At 54.5% G+C, this 20834-nt stretch carries 20 protein-coding genes, 1 tRNA gene and 1 pseudogene; 11 read left to right on the top strand and 11 right to left on the bottom strand.

The features are described from left to right. Positions 1–4: 4 nt before the first annotated feature. Both trmH and recG read left to right on the top strand, forming a co-directional pair. Positions 5–694 (top strand): tRNA (guanosine(18)-2'-O)-methyltransferase TrmH, encoded by a 690-nt coding sequence (gene trmH / locus MX657_RS00410; RefSeq protein WP_346806911.1) that lies wholly within the window; start codon positions 5–7, stop codon positions 692–694. A 3-nt stretch (positions 695–697) separates the two neighbouring features. Continuing rightward, the gene (gene recG, locus MX657_RS00405) at positions 698–2779 is read left to right on the top strand and encodes an ATP-dependent DNA helicase RecG (RefSeq protein WP_346806910.1); all 2082 of its coding nucleotides are present in this window, start codon (positions 698–700) and stop codon (positions 2777–2779) included. A 2-nt stretch (positions 2780–2781) separates the two neighbouring features. On the opposite strand, the gene gltS is transcribed toward recG, so the two are convergent. After that, on the bottom strand, positions 2782–3984 hold the full coding sequence (gltS, locus tag MX657_RS00400; RefSeq protein WP_116342955.1) for a sodium/glutamate symporter: 1203 nt from the start codon (positions 3982–3984) through the stop codon (positions 2782–2784). A 225-nt stretch (positions 3985–4209) separates the two neighbouring features. Between gltS and xanP the strand changes: the two genes are divergently transcribed. Together xanP and MX657_RS00390 are read left to right on the top strand one after the other, a co-directional pair. Further along, complete coding sequence (gene xanP / locus MX657_RS00395) at positions 4210–5601, top strand: xanthine/proton symporter XanP (protein ID WP_080329818.1); 1392 nt, start codon at positions 4210–4212, stop codon at positions 5599–5601. Between the two features lie 119 nt (positions 5602–5720). Then, a complete protein-coding gene (locus MX657_RS00390; RefSeq protein WP_346806907.1) occupies positions 5721–7424 on the top strand; it encodes an AsmA family protein in 1704 nt (567 codons plus the stop codon). Between the two features lie 60 nt (positions 7425–7484). Here the strand turns inward: MX657_RS00390 and yicI are convergent, their stop codons facing one another. Together yicI and MX657_RS00380 are read right to left on the bottom strand one after the other, a co-directional pair. Then, a complete protein-coding gene (yicI, locus tag MX657_RS00385) occupies positions 7485–9803 on the bottom strand; it encodes an alpha-xylosidase (protein WP_346806906.1) in 2319 nt (772 codons plus the stop codon). 12 nt (positions 9804–9815) lie between these two features. Next, positions 9816–11207, bottom strand: coding sequence for a glycoside-pentoside-hexuronide family transporter (locus MX657_RS00380; protein WP_346806904.1), 1392 nt, complete (start codon positions 11205–11207; stop codon positions 9816–9818). A 288-nt stretch (positions 11208–11495) separates the two neighbouring features. Here MX657_RS00380 and MX657_RS00375 point away from each other — a divergent pair. Together MX657_RS00375 and MX657_RS00370 are read left to right on the top strand one after the other, a co-directional pair. Further along, a tRNA-Sec gene (locus MX657_RS00375) sits at positions 11496–11590 on the top strand. 34 nt (positions 11591–11624) lie between these two features. Next, positions 11625–12464: a DUF2971 domain-containing protein gene (locus MX657_RS00370; protein ID WP_346806903.1), complete on the top strand. Its 840-nt coding sequence runs from the start codon at positions 11625–11627 to the stop codon at positions 12462–12464. Here the strand turns inward: MX657_RS00370 and MX657_RS00365 are convergent. Then, complete coding sequence (locus tag MX657_RS00365; RefSeq protein WP_346806902.1) at positions 12459–12644, bottom strand: toxin-antitoxin system HicB family antitoxin; 186 nt, start codon at positions 12642–12644, stop codon at positions 12459–12461. The two genes, MX657_RS00370 and MX657_RS00365, sit on opposite strands and share 6 nt — an antisense overlap. A gap of 101 nt (positions 12645–12745) precedes the next feature. Between MX657_RS00365 and MX657_RS00360 the strand changes: the two genes are divergently transcribed. After that, entirely contained in the window at positions 12746–13087 is a 342-nt protein-coding gene (locus MX657_RS00360; protein ID WP_059295693.1) for a SymE family type I addiction module toxin, read from the top strand. A gap of 629 nt (positions 13088–13716) precedes the next feature. On the opposite strand, the gene MX657_RS00355 is transcribed toward MX657_RS00360, so the two are convergent. The 6 genes and pseudogenes from MX657_RS00355 to MX657_RS00330 all read right to left on the bottom strand — a co-directional run bounded on the left by MX657_RS00355 (position 13717) and on the right by MX657_RS00330 (position 16356). After that, complete coding sequence (locus MX657_RS00355) at positions 13717–14199, bottom strand: Hcp family type VI secretion system effector (RefSeq protein ID WP_346806900.1); 483 nt, start codon at positions 14197–14199, stop codon at positions 13717–13719. Between the two features lie 11 nt (positions 14200–14210). Then, the gene (locus MX657_RS00350) at positions 14211–14555 is read right to left on the bottom strand and encodes a putative T6SS immunity periplasmic lipoprotein (protein WP_346806898.1); all 345 of its coding nucleotides are present in this window, start codon (positions 14553–14555) and stop codon (positions 14211–14213) included. Continuing rightward, complete coding sequence (locus MX657_RS00345) at positions 14552–15094, bottom strand: hypothetical protein (RefSeq protein WP_039263512.1); 543 nt, start codon at positions 15092–15094, stop codon at positions 14552–14554. Before MX657_RS00345 ends, MX657_RS00350 begins: the two co-directional genes overlap by 4 nt. Positions 15095–15221: 127 nt before the next feature. After that, positions 15222–15665 carry a GNAT family N-acetyltransferase gene (locus MX657_RS00340; protein ID WP_346806896.1) on the bottom strand — a complete coding sequence of 148 codons (444 nt, stop codon included), beginning with the start codon at positions 15663–15665 and terminating at the stop codon, positions 15222–15224. Positions 15666–15696: 31 nt separating this feature from the next. Continuing rightward, positions 15697–15816: pseudogene (locus MX657_RS00335) on the bottom strand (class I SAM-dependent methyltransferase); the annotation flags it as partial. Positions 15817–15831: 15 nt separating this feature from the next. Continuing rightward, positions 15832–16356, bottom strand: a complete 525-nt coding sequence (locus tag MX657_RS00330) for a lipocalin family protein (RefSeq protein WP_119916781.1) — start codon at positions 16354–16356, stop codon at positions 15832–15834. A gap of 117 nt (positions 16357–16473) precedes the next feature. Between MX657_RS00330 and MX657_RS00325 the strand changes: the two genes are divergently transcribed. From MX657_RS00325 to MX657_RS00310, 4 genes are all read left to right on the top strand, one after another. Next, positions 16474–17199 carry a MerR family transcriptional regulator gene (locus MX657_RS00325; RefSeq protein ID WP_119916780.1) on the top strand — a complete coding sequence of 242 codons (726 nt, stop codon included), beginning with the start codon at positions 16474–16476 and terminating at the stop codon, positions 17197–17199. A 99-nt stretch (positions 17200–17298) separates the two neighbouring features. Further along, complete coding sequence (gene uraH / locus MX657_RS00320; protein ID WP_080329805.1) at positions 17299–17709, top strand: hydroxyisourate hydrolase; 411 nt, start codon at positions 17299–17301, stop codon at positions 17707–17709. A gap of 102 nt (positions 17710–17811) precedes the next feature. Beyond that, positions 17812–18771, top strand: coding sequence for a YbgA family protein (locus tag MX657_RS00315; RefSeq protein ID WP_119916778.1), 960 nt, complete (start codon positions 17812–17814; stop codon positions 18769–18771). Between the two features lie 145 nt (positions 18772–18916). Beyond that, entirely contained in the window at positions 18917–20005 is a 1089-nt protein-coding gene (locus MX657_RS00310; RefSeq protein ID WP_119916777.1) for an AAA family ATPase, read from the top strand. A gap of 447 nt (positions 20006–20452) precedes the next feature. Here MX657_RS00310 and cdiI read toward each other — a convergent pair whose 3' ends face one another. Beyond that, positions 20453–20827, bottom strand: coding sequence for a ribonuclease toxin immunity protein CdiI (gene cdiI / locus MX657_RS00305; RefSeq protein WP_119916775.1), 375 nt, complete (start codon positions 20825–20827; stop codon positions 20453–20455). Positions 20828–20834 lie beyond the last annotated feature (7 nt).

Raw genomic sequence — 20834 nt, 5'->3', positions numbered from 1 at the left:
GTTTATGAATTCACAACGTTATGCCCGTATCTGCGAAATGCTCGCCAGGCGACAGCCTGACCTGACGGTCTGCATGGAGCAGGTGCATAAACCTCATAACGTCTCTGCCATCGTCCGTACCGCAGATGCCGTCGGTGTGCATGAAGTGCACGCCGTCTGGCCGGGTCACCGGATGCGAACCATGGTCTCTGCGGCTGCGGGAAGTAACAGCTGGGTGTCCGTCAAATCTCACCAGACGATTGGCGATGCCGTAACGCACCTGAAAGGGCGCGGGATGCAGATCCTGGCGACAAACCTGTCCGCAAAAGCCGTAGATTTCCGCGAGATCGACTATACCCGCCCGACCTGCATTTTGATGGGTCAGGAGAAAACCGGGATCTCCCGGGAAGCGCTGGATCTGGCGGATCGGGACATCATCATTCCGATGATCGGCATGGTTCAGTCCCTTAACGTCTCCGTGGCGTCCGCGCTCATTCTCTATGAAGCGCAGCGCCAGCGTCAGAATGCCGGGATGTACGAGCGCAGCAACAGTATGCTCCCGGAAGAAGAACAGCAGCGCCTGCTGTTTGAAGGAGGCTATCCGGTGCTGGCACGCGTTGCGAAGCAGAAAAAATTGCCTTACCCCCACGTCAACGCGCAGGGCGAGATTGAAGCCGATGCCGAGTGGTGGGCCACCATGCAGTACGCCGGGTAACCGATGAAAGGCCGCCTGCTGGATGCTATCCCGCTCAACAGCCTGACGGGCGTGGGCGCGGCGCAAAGCAATAAGCTGGCAAAAATTGGTCTGCACACCGTGCAGGATCTCCTGCTTCACCTCCCCCTGCGTTACGAAGACCGCACTCAGCTCTACAAGATTGGCGATCTTCTTCCCGCCATTTACGCCACCGTTGAGGGCGAAGTCCTGAACTGCAACATCACTTTCGGCGGCCGCCGGATGATGACCTGTCAGATCAGCGACGGCACCGGCATCCTCACCATGCGTTTCTTCAACTTCAGCGCGGCGATGAAAAACAGCCTGGCGACAGGCCGCAGAGTGCTGGCCTATGGCGAAGCCAAACGCGGGAAATACGGCGCGGAGATGATCCACCCGGAATACCGCGTACAGGGCGATCTCAGCACGCCGGAGCTGCAGGAGACGCTCACGCCGGTTTACCCGACGACCGAAGGCATCAAGCAGGCGACGCTGCGTAAGCTCACCGATCAGGCGCTGGAACTGCTCGATACCTGCGCCATTGCCGAGCTGCTGCCGCCAGAACTGGCGCAGGGTATGATGAGCCTGCCCGAGGCGCTGCGTACCCTGCATCGCCCGCCGCCCACGCTTCAGCTCAGCGATTTAGAAAGCGGTCAACACCCCGCCCAACGGCGTCTTATCCTTGAGGAATTACTGGCGCATAACCTGAGCATGCTGGCGCTTCGCGCTGGCGCACAGCGTTTCCACGCCCAGCCATTAAGCCCGCGTGATGAGCTCAAAGATAAGCTGCTGGCCTCGCTGCCGTTTAAACCGACTGGCGCGCAGGCACGTGTTACCGCCGAGATTGAACGCGATATGGCGCTCGACGTGCCGATGATGCGCCTGGTGCAGGGCGACGTAGGCTCCGGTAAAACGCTGGTTGCCGCCCTGGCGGCCCTGCGCGCGATTGCCCACGGCAAACAGGTCGCGCTGATGGCGCCGACCGAGCTGCTGGCCGAGCAGCATGCCAATAATTTCCGCGCCTGGTTCGCACCGCTCGGAATTGAGGTGGGCTGGCTTGCCGGGAAGCAAAAAGGCAAAGCGCGTCTTGCGCAGCAGGAGGCCATCGCCAGCGGTCAGGTACAGATGATTGTCGGTACGCATGCGATATTCCAGGAGCAGGTGCAGTTTAACGGCCTCGCGCTGGTGATTATCGACGAACAGCACCGCTTCGGTGTGCATCAGCGTCTGGCGCTGTGGGAAAAAGGGCTGCAGCAGGGCTTCCACCCGCATCAGCTGATCATGACCGCCACGCCGATCCCACGTACCCTGGCGATGACCGCCTACGCCGATCTGGATACCTCCACCATCGACGAACTGCCCCCAGGCCGAACGCCGGTGACGACGGTCGCCATACCGGATACGCGCCGCAGCGACATCATTGACCGCGTGCGCAACGCCTGCACCCATGAAGGGCGCCAGGCCTACTGGGTCTGTACCCTGATTGAAGAGTCTGAGCTGCTGGAAGCCCAGGCCGCCGAAGCCACGTGGGAAGAGCTCAAGCTGGCACTGCCCGAGCTGAACGTTGGCCTGGTGCATGGCCGCATGAAGCCTGCCGAGAAGCAGGCGGTGATGCAATCCTTCAAACAGGGGGAACTGCATTTGCTGGTCGCGACGACGGTCATCGAAGTGGGTGTGGACGTGCCCAACTCCAGCCTGATGATCATCGAAAACCCGGAACGTCTGGGGCTTGCCCAGCTCCATCAGCTGCGCGGGCGCGTTGGCCGCGGCGCGGTAGCGTCCCACTGCGTGCTGCTCTACAAAGCCCCGCTTTCCAAAACCGCCCAGATGCGGCTGCAGGTGCTGCGCGACAGCAACGACGGCTTTGTGATTGCGCAAAAAGACCTTGAGATACGCGGCCCGGGCGAACTGCTCGGCACGCGTCAGACGGGGAACGCGGAATTCAAAGTGGCGGATTTACTGCGCGATCAGGCCATGATCCCCGAAGTTCAGCGCCTTGCACGCCATATTCATGAACGCTACCCCGAACAGGCGGCAGCGTTAATTGAGCGCTGGATGCCGGAAACCGAACGGTATTCCAACGCCTGATCTCAGGCAAACATCGGCAGCATCAGGTACAGCTTGATCACCAGCGCGTTGACGATATCAATAAAGAACGCCCCGACCATCGGGACCACCAGAAACGCCATGTGCGATGGCCCGAACCGTTCGGTGATCGCCTGCATGTTGGCGATAGCCGTTGGGGTCGCCCCCAGACCAAACCCACAGTGACCGGCCGCCAGCACCGCCGCATCGTAGTTTTTCCCCATCATGCGCCAGGTCACGAACATGGCGTACAGCGCCATAAACAGCGCCTGCACCGCCAGAATCGCCACCATCGGCAGCGCCAGCGAGGCCAGCTCCCACAGTTTCAGGCTCATCAGCGCCATCGCCAGGAACAGCGACAGGCAGACGTTGCCGAGCACCGATACCGCACGTTCAAACACGCGGTAAAAGCCCATCAGCGCCAGACCGTTGCTCAGAATAACCCCGATAAACAGCACGCAGACAAAGGTCGGCAATTCAAAAGCCGTGCCCGCCAGCCATTGCGCAACGACCTTACCCACCGTCAGGCAGATCGCTATCATGGCAATGGTTTCAATCATCACCAGTGAGGTGATGCTGCGGCCAACGTCCGGCTTTTCGAACGCGGTCGGCACCATTTCATCGTCGGGTCTGCCGTTCGGCGTGGTGGAGTGCTTCACCAGATAACGCGCTACCGGGCCGCCAATCAGGCCGCCCAGCACCAGGCCAAAGGTGGCGCAGGCCATCGCCACTTCCGTCGCGTTTTCAAAACCGTAGCGCTCGATGAACAGCTTGCTCCACGCCGCGCCGGTCCCGTGACCGCCCGAAAGGGTAATTGACCCCGCCAGCAGCCCCATCAGCGGATCCAGCCCCAGCAGCGTTGCCATACCGATGCCAATCGCGTTTTGCATCAGCAGCAGCCCCACCACCACAATCAGAAATACGCCGAGCACCTTACCGCCCGAGCGCAGGCTCGCCAGGTTGGCGTTCAGGCCGATAGTGGCAAAGAAAGCCAGCATCAGCGGGTCTTTCAGGGACATATCAAAATCAATTTCCCAGCCCATGCTTTTTTTCAGTATCAGCAAGGCCAGCGCCACCAGCAGACCACCGGCGACAGGTTCAGGAATGGTGTACTTTTTCAGAAAGGAAACACTGTGAACCAGCTTGCGACCAAGCAGAAGAACCAGCGTTGCGGCAACAAGGGTCGACAACGTATCGAGATGAATCATAAAAGGCTCCTGTTATGCGCGTGTTCCATACACACGCGGCGTTATCCTGGGCCGGGTTGCGCTCTTCATGAGCCCCCGGCGCAAAAAGTGTAATTTTTTTTTCCGATGGGTTGTAGAAAACCTGCTCACGGCGGCAGATTTTCTTGTCTTTTTTTGTTGGCAATCGTTTGCTTTTACCAGGTGGTCAGATAAAATGCCCGCTTTTCCACCGTGGGATTGCCGCCGATGTCCGTTAACACCATAGAGTCGCCTGATGCGCAACCGATTGCGCAGAAGCAAAATAGCGAACTGATTTACCGCCTTGAAGACCGACCGCCGCTGCCGCAGACGCTTTTCGCCGCCTGCCAGCATCTTCTGGCGATGTTTGTTGCGGTGATCACCCCGGCGCTGCTGATTTGTCAGGCGCTCGGCTTACCGGCGCAGGATACGCAGCACATCATCAGCATGTCCCTCTTTGCCTCCGGCGTGGCCTCCATTATTCAAATTAAAGCGTGGGGGCCGGTGGGGTCGGGGTTACTGTCGATTCAGGGCACCAGCTTTAACTTCGTGGCGCCACTGATCATGGGCGGCACAGCCCTGAAAACAGGCGGTGCGGATGTCCCAACCATGATGGCAGCACTGTTCGGCACCCTGATGCTAGCCAGCTGCACGGAGATGGTCATCTCCCGTATTCTGCACCTGGCTCGCCGCGTCATTACTCCGCTGGTTTCTGGCGTCGTCGTTATGATTATCGGCCTGTCGCTGATTCAGGTGGGCCTCACCTCCATCGGCGGCGGCTATGCCGCAATGAGCGACCACACCTTCGGCGCGCCGAAAAACCTGCTGCTGGCGGGCGTGGTGCTGGCGATCATCATTCTGCTTAACCGCCAGCGTAACCCTTACCTGCGCGTGGCCTCGCTGGTGATCGCCATGGCGGCGGGCTATCTGCTGGCGTGGGCGCTGGGGATGCTGCCGGAGAACACCGCGCCGGCCAACAGCGCGCTGATCACCGTTCCCACACCGCTTTACTACGGTCTGGGCATTGACTGGGGCCTGCTCCTGCCGCTGATGCTGGTCTTTATGATTACTTCTCTGGAGACCATCGGTGATATCACCGCCACCTCTGACGTCTCCGAGCAGCCGGTGTCCGGCCCTCTGTACATGAAGCGCCTGAAAGGCGGCGTGCTGGCGAACGGCCTGAACTCGTTTGTCTCTGCGGTATTCAACACCTTCCCGAACTCCTGCTTCGGCCAGAACAACGGCGTGATCCAGCTGACCGGCGTGGCCAGCCGCTACGTTGGTTTCGTGGTGGCGCTGATGCTGATCGTCCTCGGCCTGTTCCCGGCGGTGAGCGGCTTTGTGCAGCACATTCCTGAGCCGGTGCTGGGCGGCGCAACGCTGGTGATGTTCGGGACTATCGCGGCCTCCGGCGTGCGTATCGTCTCCCGCGAGCCGCTGAACCGCCGCGCGATCATGATTATCGCGCTGTCGCTGGCCGTCGGTCTGGGCGTATCCCAGCAGCCGCTGATTCTGCAGTTTGCGCCTGACTGGGTGAAAAACCTGCTATCTTCCGGCATTGCCGCCGGTGGTATCACCGCTATCGTGCTTAACCTCGTTTTTCCGCCTGAGAAGAACTGATCTCCCTCACGGCAGGCCGTCAATGCCTGCCGTGACATCTAATTACACCATTCCCGCCTTGAGCATTGCGCATAAATCGTGCATAACTCCCTTATGTTCGTTTTGCGGGATGGAAGACCATGAAATTTATTGGAAAGCTACTCGTCTATCTGCTGATAGCCCTGCTTATCGTCGTGCTGGCGCTGTATATTCTGCTCCAGACCCGCTGGGGCGCGGCGCAGGTCAGCAGCTGGATTACGGTGAATACCGACTACGAACTCAGTTTCGATAAGATGAATCACCGCTTTTCGTCGCCTTCCCACCTCATTCTGGAAAATGTCACCTTTGGGCGGGACGGTAAACCCGCCACATTAGTTGCCAAAAAAGTCGATATTGGCCTGAGCAGCCGTCAGATCACCGATCCGCTGCATATGGGCACCATCACCCTGTTCGACGGTACGCTGAATCTCTCGCCTCAAACGGCGCCGCTGCCCTTCCAGGCCGATCGTCTGCAGCTGAACAACATGGCCTTTAACAGCCCGAATACCGAATGGGACTTGAGCGCGCAGAAGGTCACGGGCGGCGTCAGCCCGTGGCAGCCGGAAGCGGGCAACGTGCTGGGTAAAAACGCGCACATCCAGATGAGCGCGGGCTCGCTCACCCTGAACGGCGTACCGGCCACCAACGTGCTGATCGAAGGCCGGCTTAACGGCAAGGAAGTGGTGCTGAACACCATTGGTGCCGACATGGCCCGTGGCTCACTCACAGGCTCCGCCCTGCGCAACGCCGACGGAAGCTGGGTAATCGACACCATGCGCCTGAACGAGATCCGCCTGCAGAGCGACAAAATGTTGAAAGCATTCTTTGCACCGCTGGCCAATATTCCTTCCCTGCAAATTGGCCGTCTGGAGGTCACCGATGCCCGCCTGCAGGGCCCGGACTGGGCGGTGACCGATCTCGATTTAAGCCTGCGCAACCTGACGCTGAGCAAAGGCGACTGGCAGAGCCAGGAAGGCCGCCTGTCCATGAACGCCAGCGAGTTTATCTACGGCTCGCTGCATCTGTTTGACCCGATCCTGAATGCGGAGTTTTCCCCGCAGGGCATGGCGCTGCGCCAGTTCACCTCCCGCTGGGAGGGCGGCATGGTGCGCACGTCCGGCAACTGGCTGCGCGACGGCAAAGCGCTGGTGCTGGACGATGTTGCCATCGCCGGGCTGGAATACACCCTGCCTGAAAACTGGAAAACACTGTGGATGGAACCGCTGCCGGAATGGCTGAACAGCGTCACGCTGCAAAAATTTGGCCTGAGCCGCAACCTGGTGATCGACATCGATCCCGCTTTCCCGTGGCAGATCACCTCTCTGGACGGCTATGGTGCAAACCTGCAGCTGGTAAAAGATCGCCAGTGGGGCGTCTGGGGCGGCAGCGCAACCCTGAACGGCGCGGCGGCAACCTTTAATCGCGTGGACGTTCGCCGTCCGTCGCTGGCGCTGAATGCAAACGCCGCCACGGTGAACATTACCGACCTGAGCGCGTTTACCGAGAAAGGCATTCTGGAAGCCACGGCGACGGTTTCGCAGCTGCCACAGCGGCAGGCCACGGTGAGCCTGAACGGGCGCGGCGTGCCGCTTAACGTGCTGCAGCAGTGGGGCTGGCCTGCGCTGCCGATTACGGGCGACGGCAATATTCAGATGACCGCCAGCGGCAGCGTGCAGGCGAATGCCCCGCTTAAGCCGACGGTGAACGGCAAGCTGAACGCGGTGAATATGGATAAACAGCAGGTGCAGCAGACCATGACGGGCGGTGTGGTATCGACACCACCCTCACCCCAGCCCTCTCCCTAAAAGGGAGAGGGAGCAAACCATTCCCTCGCCCCTTTGGGGAGAGGGTTAGGGTGAGGGGAATTAAAGGTAAACCATCACCTCATTCCCCTCCGCTTTCACCACCACACCCCACTCGCTGGCCGCGTGTGAACCGCCCTTCACACCGCTCACCTTCTGCACGTTGCGCAAGCACACCGACCAGTTTTGCGCGTCTCCCGTGCCGGTAAAGGTCACGGTGTCGCCCCGACGTGACGCCTTCAGCGTAAACGCCACGGAGCCATCCGCCGCAGGGACTTCGCTCACCGCCGTTGCGCCATCGCCCAGGTTAAACAGCTGGAAGGCCGTTCCCGCGTTCCACGCGTAGTCCGGCCTCTGGTTATTGTTGCCCAGCGCCAGCAGGGTGTTGTCGCGCACGTAGACCGGCAGGCTCATGAAATCGTGCTGCTGCTTATGCCAGCGGCTGCCCTCAATTTCATCGTTGTGCCACAGGTGCGTCCAGCGGCCTTCCGGCAGGTAGAATTGTACGTCCCCCGCCTCGGAGAAGACTGGCGCGACCATCACCGCATCCCCCAGCATGTACTGGCGGTCGAGGTAATCGCACGCCGGATCGTCCGGGAACTCCAGCATCATCGCCCGCAGCATTGGCGTGCCGAACTCGCGGGCCAGCGCCGCCTGGCGATACAGGTACGGCATCAGCTGACACTTCAGCTGCGTGAAGTGGCGCACCACGTCGCAGGACTCGTCATCGTACGCCCAAGGCACCCGGTAGGATTTGCTGCCGTGCAGGCGGCTGTGGCTGGAGAACAGCCCGAACGCGCACCAGCGCTTGTAGACGTGCGCCGGAGCGGTGTTTTCGAACCCGCCGATATCGTGGCTCCAGAACCCGAAGCCGGACAGGCCAATCGACAGCCCGCCGCGCAGGCTTTCCGCCATCGACTCATAGTTGGCGTAGCAGTCGCCGCCCCAGTGCACCGGGAACTGCTGCGCACCGACGGACGCGGAGCGGGCAAACAGCACCGCCTCTTCTTCACCCACCGTCTCTTTCAGCACGTTCCATACCAGCTCGTTATAGATGTAGGCGTAGTGGTTGTGCATCTTCTGCGGATCGGACCCGTCGAACCACTGCACGTCCGTCGGGATACGCTCGCCGAAGTCGGTCTTGAAGCAGTCGACACCGATATCCACCAGGCCTTTCAGCTTGTCGGCATACCACCGGCACGCGTCCGGGTTGGTGAAGTCGTAAATCGCCAGCCCCGGCTGCCATTTGTCCCACTGCCACAGGGAGCCTTCCGGGCGCCTGAGCAGGTAGCCCTTCTCTTTCAGCTCCCGGAAGATCGGCGATTTCTGCCCGATGTACGGGTTGATCCACACGCAGACCTTCAGCCCTTTCTCCTTCAGGCGGCGGATCATGCCTTCAGGATCCGGGAAGGTCACCGGGTCCCACTCGAAATCGCACCACTGGAAGGCCTTCATCCAGAAGCAGTCGAAGTGGAACACGTGCAGCGGCAGGTCGCGCTCGGCCATGCCGTCGATAAAGCTGTTCACCGTGGCTTCGTCGTAGTTGGTGGTGAATGAAGTGGTCAGCCACAGGCCGAACGACCACGCAGGCGGCAGCGCCGGACGCCCGGTGAACTGCGTATAGCGGTTTAGCACCTCTTTCGGCGTCGGGCCGTCGATCACGAAGTACTCGAGATACTCCCCTTCCACGCTGAACTGCACTTTGGAGACTTTCTCGGAGCCGACTTCAAACGAGACGTTTTCCGGGTGATTAACCAGCACGCCGTAGCCGCGGTTGGTCAGGTAGAACGGGATATTTTTGTAGGACTGCTCGGTGCTGGTGCCGCCGTCGCGGTTCCAGGTTTCGACCGTCTGGCCGTTGCGTACCAGCGCGGTAAAGCGCTCGCCCAGGCCGTAGACCGTTTCCCCCACGCCCAGATCCAGACGTTCGAACACGTAATTGCGGTCGGTATTGCTGTCCTGCACGTAGCCGTTGTTTTTCAGCTGGCTGCCGGTAATGCGCTGGCCGTTGCGCAGGAAATCCAGCGCCCAGAACTCGCCTTTGGTGACGCGCACGCTGACGCTACCGCTTTTCAACTCGGCAAACTCGGCGTTGTTTTCAATCTCTACCTTCACATCCTTCAGAACGTTCAGCGGATAGTGCGGGCCGTTATTCAGCGCGCCCTGGAAGTGCTCGATGCGCACCCCAACGATCCCTTCCTGCGGGGCAAACAGGCGCACCGTAAACATCAACGTGTCGAGCTGCCAGGTGCGTTCGCGCACGTCGCGCGGCGCAACATACACCACCAGGTCATTTCCCTGCTGCTCCACATCGAACACCTGAACCGGATACGTCACGTTCAGGCCCGGTTGAATAAGCCAGTTTCCATCACTGATTTTCATGCTTTCGTCCTCTTAGTTCTGCAATTCTTTACTGACCGGCAGGGTTTCAAACTCCTGCTGATTGCGGCGTGCGCCCTGCGCTAGCTCGCCCAGGATTTTGGTCAGGAAGGGGGTTTTCAGCGTGTAGTAGCGTTTGGCGATAATGGCGCTCAGCACGTAGCAGACCGCCGGGGCCAGGGTAAACAGGCCGATAATGATGCTGATGGTCGCGCTGTTCTGGGTTTTGGCTGCCGCGTCGTAGCCGCCGCCTGCCAGCATCCAGCCGATCATCGCCCCGCCCAGCGCCAGGCCGAGTTTCAGCACGAACAGCGTGCCCGCAAAGCTGATGCCGGTCAGGCGCTTGCCGTTGGTCCATTCGCCGTAGTCGACGGTATCGGACATCATCACCCACTGAATCGGCGTCACCAGCTGGTGCAATACGCCGATGACGAAGATAAAGGCGAACATCAGCACGGTGGCATGCATCGGCACGAAGAACATCGCCACGCTGACCACCGCCAGCGCGGCGTTGGTCCACCAGAAGATACTGACCTTGCACTTCCAGTCGGTGAGCGGTTTCGCCAGCGCGGAGCCGATCAGGTTACCGACGCAGTAGGTGGTAAGGAACGCGACGAACACCTCCGGCGAACCCATGATCCAGGTGCAGTAGTACATCATCGCGCCACCGCGCACGCAGACGGCGAGGATGTTGAGGATGGTGAGAACACCAACGATGCGCCACTGGTCGTTTTGCCAGATATCACGCAGGTCTTCCCGCATGGAGGTGGTGCTCGGCGGCACCTGGATGCGCTCTTTGGTGGTGAAGAAGCAGAATGCCAGCATCAGGAACGCGACCACCGACAGCACGGCGATCCCGCCCTGGAAGCCGAACGCCTTATCGTCGCCGCCAATCAGGTTCACCAGCGGCATCATCAGCACCGTGGAGAGCATGCCGCCCGCGGTCGCCAGCACAAAGCGCCAGGACTGAAGGGAGATACGCTGCGTCGGGTCGTTGGTGATCACGCCGCCCAGTGCGCAGTAGGGGATATTGACCACGGTATAGAGCAGGGTCAGCAGAGTGTATGTCACGGCGGCGTAAACCATTTTGCCGTTAAGGCTGAGGTCCGGCGTGGTATAGGCCAGCACGCAGACGATGCCGAACGGGATCGCGCCGAACAAAATCCACGGACGGAACTTGCCCCAGCGGCTGCGGGTGCGGTCGGCTATCAGCCCCATGCACGGGTCGGAGATCGCATCCAGCGCGCGGGCCAGCAGGAACATGGAGCCGACAAACCCGGCGGGAATGCCGAAAATATCGGTGTAGAAAAACATCATGTACAACATGACGTTATCAAAAATGATGTGGCTGGCGGCGTCTCCCATGCCGTAGCCAATCTTCTCTTTTACTGACAATACTTCGCTCATATTTTTTATCCTTCACGCTGTAGGGGGCGCTGAGACCGGTTACCGTTTTTTAAACCATTGTTTCATTAGCGAGTATTGCGTTTTCTGGTTAGCAGGTTACGTTTCTTGTTTTTTGTGATCGGGATAAAGGTTGGCGAGCACAAAATGCTAACCTGAGGATTTTCTTAAGAATTAACTGAAACAGGGGGGTTAAGGTCAAAAGAGAGGTGAAAAAAGTGGTGTGGGGTATGTGGTAAATGCCTGAAAGTAGCTATAATGCGCCCCGCCTCCATGTAGCAATCGAGGCGCGGAAGATCGTCATCTCCGGTGAGGTGGCTGGACTTCAAATCCAGTTGGGGACGCCAGCGTTCCCGGGCAGGTTCGACTCCTGTGATCTTCCGCCAAAATACAACTAAATCTACTTTCAGAGTTAATAACATGTATAAATATCTTCCCTCAGAAAGAATTGATATACTTGAAAATAACTTAATATGTTTTAATAACCCTTTAAATTTTAACGATCCATTTGAATTCAATACTTCTTTTAACCTTAGTAGCTTTGAATCCAATTTATACGATTCGTTAAGCACTTTAGACCTTCTCAAAGAAATTCCAGCCGGATTATTAAATCAGATTGAAAAACTGCCTGAAGAAATTGCCACCAAGATACTTAAAGATGCAAAAAAAACAATGCTCTGGATATATAAAAAAGAAAAAGAAAATATAATAAGAGCAGCAGACACCACAATGCAGGGTTTTAACTCAAAGTTAATAGGAATAACGAGAATTCTATCATTAACAGAAATCCCTACAAATATTTTAATGTGGGGACACTACGCACAGGCACACAGCGGGTTTATTATTGAGTTTGATATCAACCATCCATTTTTCTCACAACGTCGCAGTCAAAAAGATGAATTTGGTTATTTACGAAAAGTTATATATCAGAAAGAATATCCGTTTTTGGATCCACTCTCAGACGAACAAATAAATCACTTCTTAATAAAAAGCAAAGATTGGGAATATGAACATGAATGGCGAATGTTATTACCACAGGCGAATTCTGGTAAAACAATTAATGTATATGAAAAAGAATTTGATCTCTATGAACTACCATCCGGTGCTATCAAAACGATAATTTTTGGTTGCAATACCTCAGAACATTTTAAAACTAAAATGTTCAGGTTAGTAAGTTCACGAACCGACTATAATCATATCAGTTTTATACAGGCTAGAAAATCAAATTCAAGATTTGAGATTGTACTAGATCCGTTATAACTTCTTTTTCAATCTATTTAATTCATTTCGACCTAAATTTTTCAACCAACTCACCAAACTCTCCCCTTCAGCCTTCGCCGCAGCCTCAAACTGCGTCTTCAACTCTGGCGTAATACGTATCTGAAAACTCGGTGCTTTTCCGGATGTTGATTTGTTAGGATCGCGTTTAGCTGTTGACATGTACGCACTTTGACACACGATAACCTGAGATTGAAACGCCCTCGCCAGGTACTCGCAATACCGGACGAGAGCTAACCTCAACAACTATCAAGGAGTTGATTATGGCTGATTCGCATTCTACCCCAGACACCGACCAATCCGGAACCGAGCGTTCGTTAATTGTGGGATACCGCCCGAATGTTTACGACAAATCTACGCCAAAAATCATCCTTTCCGGCAAGTGGCTGCGCGCGGCAGGTTTTGATACCGGACAGCAGGTCACGGTAAAGGTCATGAAAGGGTGCATCGTTCTGGTGGCGTATAACGAGCAGGAGCAGCGGTTGCAGGATGATTATAAACGGACGAAAGCAAAGCTTATTGAGATAGAGGATGCGCTTGCAGCGATCCAAATTCCACATGCTGGAAAGCGCCTCGCAAAATCAAATACAAACCACCCGGCTTAGCGGCTGTTTCTGGCATACTACAAGTGAGTTGGGTTAATCTTCAAAAAGAGGGAGGCGACATATGAGATGTCTCCCTACATGAAAGCCTCTTTTTATTTTTCAATAAGCTTTAGCACATTCTTTTTATCTATTGATAGATATAAAATATTCATCGCGCTAATTGTTAATATTTTATCGCATTTATTGTTGGAGGCTTTGCAAGGTTAGTCACAGTTTAATTTCACTCCGCATATTAAGCTTTTTAATGAGACCAAAGTCGGCGGATGATTTTTATTTTGAACAAGGCACATATAAAAGACAAAGTAAAAATTATGAGAACATTTGAGATGACTATACTAAAAGTGGACTGTAATGAATAGTATCAAGCTCTGGTTAAAAGAACAAATTCTCTTCATTCTTCGAGGCTTAGTACCATTACTATGTGTTATTATTTTTGCTTTGTTTGCTGTAACATGGCTACCAGAAAAAACCGCAATGAATTTAATATGGATTTTTGTTACAATCGTAGGTTTATACATTCTTTTATCAAAAAGAACATAAATGCTCTTTACGATTATTAAGTTCAGTGCACTAACTAAATCATTTAGCCCCCTCCCTATAGGGACAGGGATCCAATCTTCACTACGGCCTCACTGAGGCACCTTATTCCAGTGATCCTCATATTTAATGTGTCCTTCCAGATAAAACCACTCGATACCGCGATAACGGATCCCGATGCTTTCCATCATATTATGACCAGGCGCCCCCGGAACCCAGGTATGGGCAGCATCGACAGACATAATCACGATACTATCCAGCGTTATGCGGTACACCTCGAATTCAAATCCTGCTTCGTTTACATCAAAGTAGTGGATAACCGCTTTCTGTAGCCTTTTGCTTTGACATAAGGCATCTGCAAAGTAAGGGGACGTTTTGTCGATCTGCTTATGGATAGTAAATGCCCCATGTTCTCTGGCCCCCATAAGATTGCCCGTGCTGGCGCTGCAAACCTGATGGATGTGGTAATTGCTGTTAAGGATCTCAATCGCACCTTCTCTGCCCGAAACATTGCAGCTGCCTTTGATCGGGTTTCCATTTTCATCATAAAGAAACATGTATGCGGGTAATGACATTGACTTTCCTCTTAATGATAATTGATGACTCTGCCGTCATTATCCTTGAAAAATGGATAGTAATAATTTCGCTCATTCAAGGTATAAGAGATTTCATAGGCATAGCCAGCTGGCAGGGCAATCTCGATACAACTATCTGGATATGAACGCCTTTGAAATTCGGCCGCAAACTCTTTATATTCACCTTGTTGCATAGACGAAATAGTATATCCATTCAAAATATCTTTTTCGTCAACACTAAAACAAAAATGATTGCCATTTATCATGATCGTTCGCTGCTCAGGAATATTCAGGTTTTCACCCGGACAACCGGTCAACATTGAGATAATCGGAATGAAAAGAATTTTTAGTTTCACTGTGGAAAGTCTCCTAAAATAGCTTCATACCGCCTGAGAAGATCCTGTTTTGGTTCCGATGGGTCGTAATCAATGAGCTTATGCAGGTTGCTGCGGGGATCAAATCCATAGGTATTGAGCAGCCAGAAATCACTGACGATAGAGGCTTGTTGCTCGAGACCGTAATCAAGCAAGTGATGTTTATCTAAATGGTAGGAATAGTCGACAGCCCAGGAGAATGCTCCACGAAGGCGTACCATCATACCGTGCTGATGCTGCCAAACATGCATCATTTCATGCAGAAAAAGATGTGCTCCGACGATACGAGACATTCTTTGATGGGACATGGAAAAGTCGTTTTCATACGTACCTTCCATAAAGTAAATCTCACCGTTTGGCGTCATTGCGGTTCTGAAATTCTGCATATTGAAGGGCAAATAACTTCCCCGATGAATCCACACTTCATTATAACGAATACTTAAACCATAAAGCGTTTTGGCAAGGTTAATTTCACCGAGCGTTAGCAGTCGCACTCCGCCAATTTTTATTCCATCGCTCATCTGCGCTCTCCTTTTGCGAGAGCTATATTAATATCACCGTAACTTAATACAATTATTTTTTTAATGAATGATAAGGGTGTAATTATATTCCTGAAAAATTACGGTAACATTTTAAATTATCTAATAATTATTTATACTCACCCAACCGCATATGCAACAACGGAAACGGATTCCCCTGCCCGTCCAGTTCCGAGCGTCCGACCTGCTCAAACCCCATATAGCGATAAAATGCGACGCCCTGCGGGTTTTGCTCATTCACGTCCACCTCGTTCACGCCGAACTCTGCGATGGCGTGTTGCAGCAGCAATTTCCCGACGCCCTTCCCTCGGCTCGCGTCATCCACAAAAAGCATTTCAATGCGGTTTTCATCCACGCCCAAAAAGCCGTGAATAACGCCTGCGTCATCGCGAGCTATCACGACCTTGAGGTTAGGCAGATAAGCGTTAAGCAATAACGGGCGCAGCGCCGCAATATCGCTTTCTTGTAGAAAGTGATGGGTAGCGCGAACGGAAGATTCCCAGATCGCAACCAGACGTTCAAAGTGTATGGGGAGTGCGGTTTCTATTTTCATGGGGGGATCATGAATAAAAAACCGAACTTATTCAATCCACTCTTTGCGATCTGTTCCCCATCACCCCATCCCTCGGTACCACCACGGTCACGTTTTCCATCGGCACGCCTGCCGCAAGGTGAATATCCTGTAACTGCTGTAACGCTCCAGGAAGAAAGCACGATTTTTACTGCTTCACCCACACCAGCTGGTCAACCCGGAAGCCCAGACTGCGCGCGGTGTTCAGGTAATCCTGCTTCACCGCATCCGGGATGGTCGGCGTGCGCGACAGGATCCACAGGTAGTCACGGTTGGGGCCGCTAACCAGCGCGTACTGGTACTTATCGTCCAGCCTGATCACGTTATATCCGCCGTAGAACGGGCCGAAGAACGACACCTTCAGCGCGGCGGTGGTCGGCTCGCCGGTAAAGTACGCTTTCCCTTCGCTCTCGCTCCACTTGTTCTTCACCGGATCAAAACCCCGGTTAAGCACGCTGATGCCGCCGTCGCTGCGCTCGCCATAGGTCGCCGTCACCTGCTCCAGCCCGCGTTCAAAGCGGTTTTCCAGACGGGCGACTTCGTACCATTTGCCGAGATAGCGGCTGGCTTCAAAGTTGGTAATAGGCTGCACACCTTTCGGCGGCGTAGGGGATTTACAGGCGACCAGCGTCAGCGCAATGGCAACACCGGTCACAACAGGCCATAGCTTCATGAGAATTCCTTTCATTTGCACGGTTGGACGTTAAGTGTAGTGCACCGTTTCGGCGCTTCATCCCGTTCGGGAAAATTCGTAGTATATTGAGAGTATTCCTTCACTCTGGACACGGACATGGCTTACTCCATCGGCGAATTCGCCAGACTCAGCGGCATCACCGCCACCACCCTGCGGGCGTGGCAGCGTCGCTATGGTTTACTCAAGCCAAAGCGCACGGAAGGCGGCCACCGCCAGTACAGCGATGAGGACGTCCAGCAGGCGCTAAAAATTCTCGACTGGGTAAAAAAAGGCGTCCCGATCGGCCAGGTCAAACCGCTGCTGGAACGTCCGACGCCGGGGCGGACCAACAACTGGCAAACCCTGCAACAAAACATGCTGCAACGCCTGCAGGACGGCAAAGTCGAGTCCCTGCGCCAGATGATTTACGACGCCGGACGCGAATACCCAAGGCCAGAGCTGGTCGCGAACGTACTGCGTCCGCTGCGCAGCCAGGTTTCGGCCAACGTCGCCGCCGCCATGACCCTACGCGCGATCCTCGACGGCATCATCATCGCCTACACCTCGTTTTGCCTCGAAGGCGATAAAAAAGCGCCGGGCGATAATATTCTGCTCAGCGGCTGGCACCTGAACGACCCATGCGAGATCTGGCTCGAAGCCCTGACGCGCACCGGGCAGGGCCACCGCATCGACATCCTGCCTGTTCCGCCTGACGCGCTGGCACCGGAAATTTTCCCGGAGCGCAAATGGCTTCTGGTCACCAGCGGCAAACTCAACGCCGGGCGGAAAAAGCAGGTGGAGCAGTGGCAGCAGCAGGTATCGCTTGAAGTGATTATCCTCTGATAATTTTCTCCTGCGGGAATCTTCACGAAAAGTTGAATATTTTCCCGCGCCGCAGATGCTAACGTTTTCCTGTGACGAATAACTCCACAGGAAAACACCATGAAAAAAACTGCCCCTCTGCTGATCCTGGCCTCGATGGCCTTTGCCCCTGCTGCCTTTAGCGCCCCTGCCGGCACGCTGAGCGTCCACATTCTCGACCAGCAAACCGGGATGCCACCGTCGGACGTGACCGTGACCCTCGAAAAGCAACAGCAGGACAAGTGGACTCAAATTGCCAGCGGTAAAACCGACCATGACGGTCGCATCAAATCGCTCTATCCGCAGGATCAGGACATGCAGCCCGGCGTGTACAAAGTGACCTTTAAAACCGCAGAATACTTCCACGGCAAAAAGCTGGACTCCTTCTTCCCGGAAGTCCCGGTGCTGTTTACCGTGACCCGCACTAACGAAAAGCTGCACATCCCGCTTCTGCTGAGCCAGTACGGCTACTCAACCTACAAGGGCAGTTGAGACGCCTTGATTTTAAAGAATTATAAAAAATAGTTCCGCGAATACTTGGACAAATTAGTCATGTTGTGTAAGTTTTAGTTATATGAACGGGAGGACTACACCATGACAACGAAACCTGTGCTCGGTATTAGCGGATGTTTGACCGGCTCCGCCGTTCGCTTTGACGGCGGACACAAGCGTATGGGCTTCGTCATGGATGAGCTGGCCCAGTGGGTGAATTTCAGGCCCGTCTGCCCGGAAATGGCCATTGGCCTGCCGACCCCTCGCCCGGCCATACGCCTGACGCTGACGGACTGCGGCGAAACTCAACTCCGTTTCAGCAAGCCGCCTCATGATGACCTCACGCAGAAAATGGCTGACTTTACGGCAGACTTTTTGCCGAAAATCGGCGATCTCGCTGGTTTTATCGTCTGCGCAAAATCACCAAGCTGCGGCATGGAACGCGTGCGGCTGTACGATGAAAACGGCAACCGGGGCCGCAAGGAGGGGGTCGGGCTGTTCACCGCCGCCCTCCTTGAAACCTGGCCGTGGCTGCCTGTGGAAGAAGACGGACGCCTGCACGACCCGGTGCTGCGGGAAAACTTCGTCGAGCGCGTTTTTGCGCTGCACGAACTGAACACGCTGCGTAAAAATGGCCTCACGCGCCGCGCGCTGCTGGACTTCCACAGCCGCTATAAGCTCCAGCTGCTGGCGCACCATCAGGCAGGCTACCGTGAAATCGGCCCGTTCGTTGCCTCGCTGCACGAGTGGGAAGACCTGGACGCCTTCTTCGTGGCGTACCGGGAAAAGCTGATGACGATCCTGAAAAAACCCGCCTCGCGGAAGAATCACACCAACGTGCTGATGCATATTCAGGGGTATTTTCGTAACCAGCTCAACACCCGCCAGCGCGGCGAGCTGCGCGACGTGATCCTGCACTATCGCAACGGACAGTTGCCTATCCTCGCCCCGATCACGCTGCTGAAGCACTACCTGGCCGAATACCCCGACCGGTATCTGATGACGCAAAACTACTTTGATCCCTATCCTGATGATTTGAGTCTGCGTCTGGCAGTCAAGTGATCATAAAATGCGAAGGCCCCATTGACCCATAGAGGCCCAAAGCAGTACCCCGTTTAGACGACATCCTCACTGTCGTCTCTTTTTTGCATTTCATCTTAAAGACTGTGATTATATACAGGCTTATTCTGCAAAAAGGGGCCTGCCTGTGATCAACACCCTGCACATCCAAAACTACCGCTCCATCCGCGAGATGTCGCTGGATCTGGAGCAGCTCAATATCGTCTTCGGGCCGAACGGCACCGGGAAATCCAATATTTACAAGGCGATACACCTGATGCACAGCGCCGCCCAGGGGCAGTTTTCCCAGGCGCTGGCGAACGAGGGCGGCATTCTGAAGGTGTTCTGGGCAGGCAAAACCCGTAGCGACCGGCTGCGGCGGATGAATCTGGCGGTGGAAACAGAGACTTACGAATACGAGCTGCAGGTCGGGTTTGTGGAGAAGCTGCCCTATCCCTCGCAGTTTCAGCTCGACCCGGTGATCAAAGAGGAGTCCATCTGGCTGAGCGGCCAGCACCGTCGACCGTCGTCACAGCTGATGAAGCGCAGGAATCAGGCGGTGTTTCTGAACAACGTGCATCACGAGAAAGTGACCCACAGCGGCACGCTGTATGAGAACGAATCGGTATTCGGGCAGCTCGGTGAACCACATCTTTACCCGGAAGTGTCGCAGATGCGCGAATCCCTGCGTAACTGGCGCTTTTATCATGAGTTTTCCGTCTCATCCGGCTCGGCGATGCGCGCCCCACAGGTCGGTTTCCGCTCTCCGGTGCTGGCCAGCGACGGCGCTAACCTGGCGGCCGCATTTCAGACCATCGTGGAGATTGGCGACGAGCTGCTGCTGATGCGCATTCTCGACCAGGCCTTCCCCGGCTGCGTGTTTTACAGCGACAACACCGGCGGACGTTTTCGCATGATGATGCAGCGCGAGGGGCTGAGCAGGCCGCTGGAACCGGCGGAGTTCTCCGACGGCACCCTGCGCTTTCTGTGCCTGGCGGTGGCGCTGTTAAGCCCGCGCCCACCGGCGTTTATCGCACTGAACGAACCGGAAAACAGCCTGCACCCGCAGATGCTGCCCGCGCTGGCGAGCTTAATCGCCGAGGCCAGCCGCTACTCGCAGATCTGGCTCACCAGCCACTCGCCGGAGCTGGCGAAGCTGATTGAGAAGCAGAGATCGTTTTCGCTGTATCAGCTGTCTATGGCGGAGGGGGAGACGAGGGTGGAGAGGCTGGGGTAGTCTCCAGGAGTACGGAGACTGTTTTTCCGCATCTCGCTTCAGCGAATCATGCCAATAAAGAACCCCAGATACCCAGCCCTGCTTAACCATATAAAGGGGCTGGTGAGGCCAGACCGCCGGAGATTAATCAACTCTCTGAAAGATGCAAATCAATCATTAATGGTTGAGAAGAATAAAATTACCTAATCTTAGGTGGAATTAAAAATATGAAAATTTTTAAAGTATTAATTTCCATATATTATAGCCCTGACAATCGCTCTATCTTTAATTAAAAAAAGTTACTCATACGAGCATAAGGAGATGAATTTTCGATTACGTCTCAATGATAATCTTTAGCGATCACCCACAGCTTAAATAGTCAAAGGTTTTAATTAAAATGTAATCCTATATAAAGAAACCATTGACTTCAAGACTCAAGGTGATCATAAAAGAGAATCTAGTCATCAATTAACCATTTTTAAGAAATGATCTTCCCAAAATGGAGTTGACTTTTAAATCATCTTCTGGATGATACTTTAAATATTTATCGCAAGCTTTTGCAAGGTATTTATAGCAAATACTTTCACTTACAATGATCGTATCGCTATCATCTGGAGGATAGCCATATGAAAATTCAACCCCTTCAAAATGCTCTTCCTCAAAGCAACTGTCCATATCAGGAAAGCTGCAATATGCGCCATCAAGATGGAAACTATTTTTTTCGGCCATGTAACCGATAGCCTTAATGAACAATCCACTTCCGTACATTCGATCGAAGTATGACTTAACAATCCAATATGGATCATTTTTATCATATGGTTGTCCAAATAACTCTTTGCTCATTTTATTA

Origin of the sequence: Enterobacter chuandaensis (genome assembly GCF_039718975.1) — a bacterium.
GTDB classification, from domain to species: Bacteria; Pseudomonadota; Gammaproteobacteria; order Enterobacterales; family Enterobacteriaceae; genus Enterobacter; species Enterobacter chuandaensis.
This window is presented reverse-complemented; position numbering and strand designations above follow the sequence as displayed.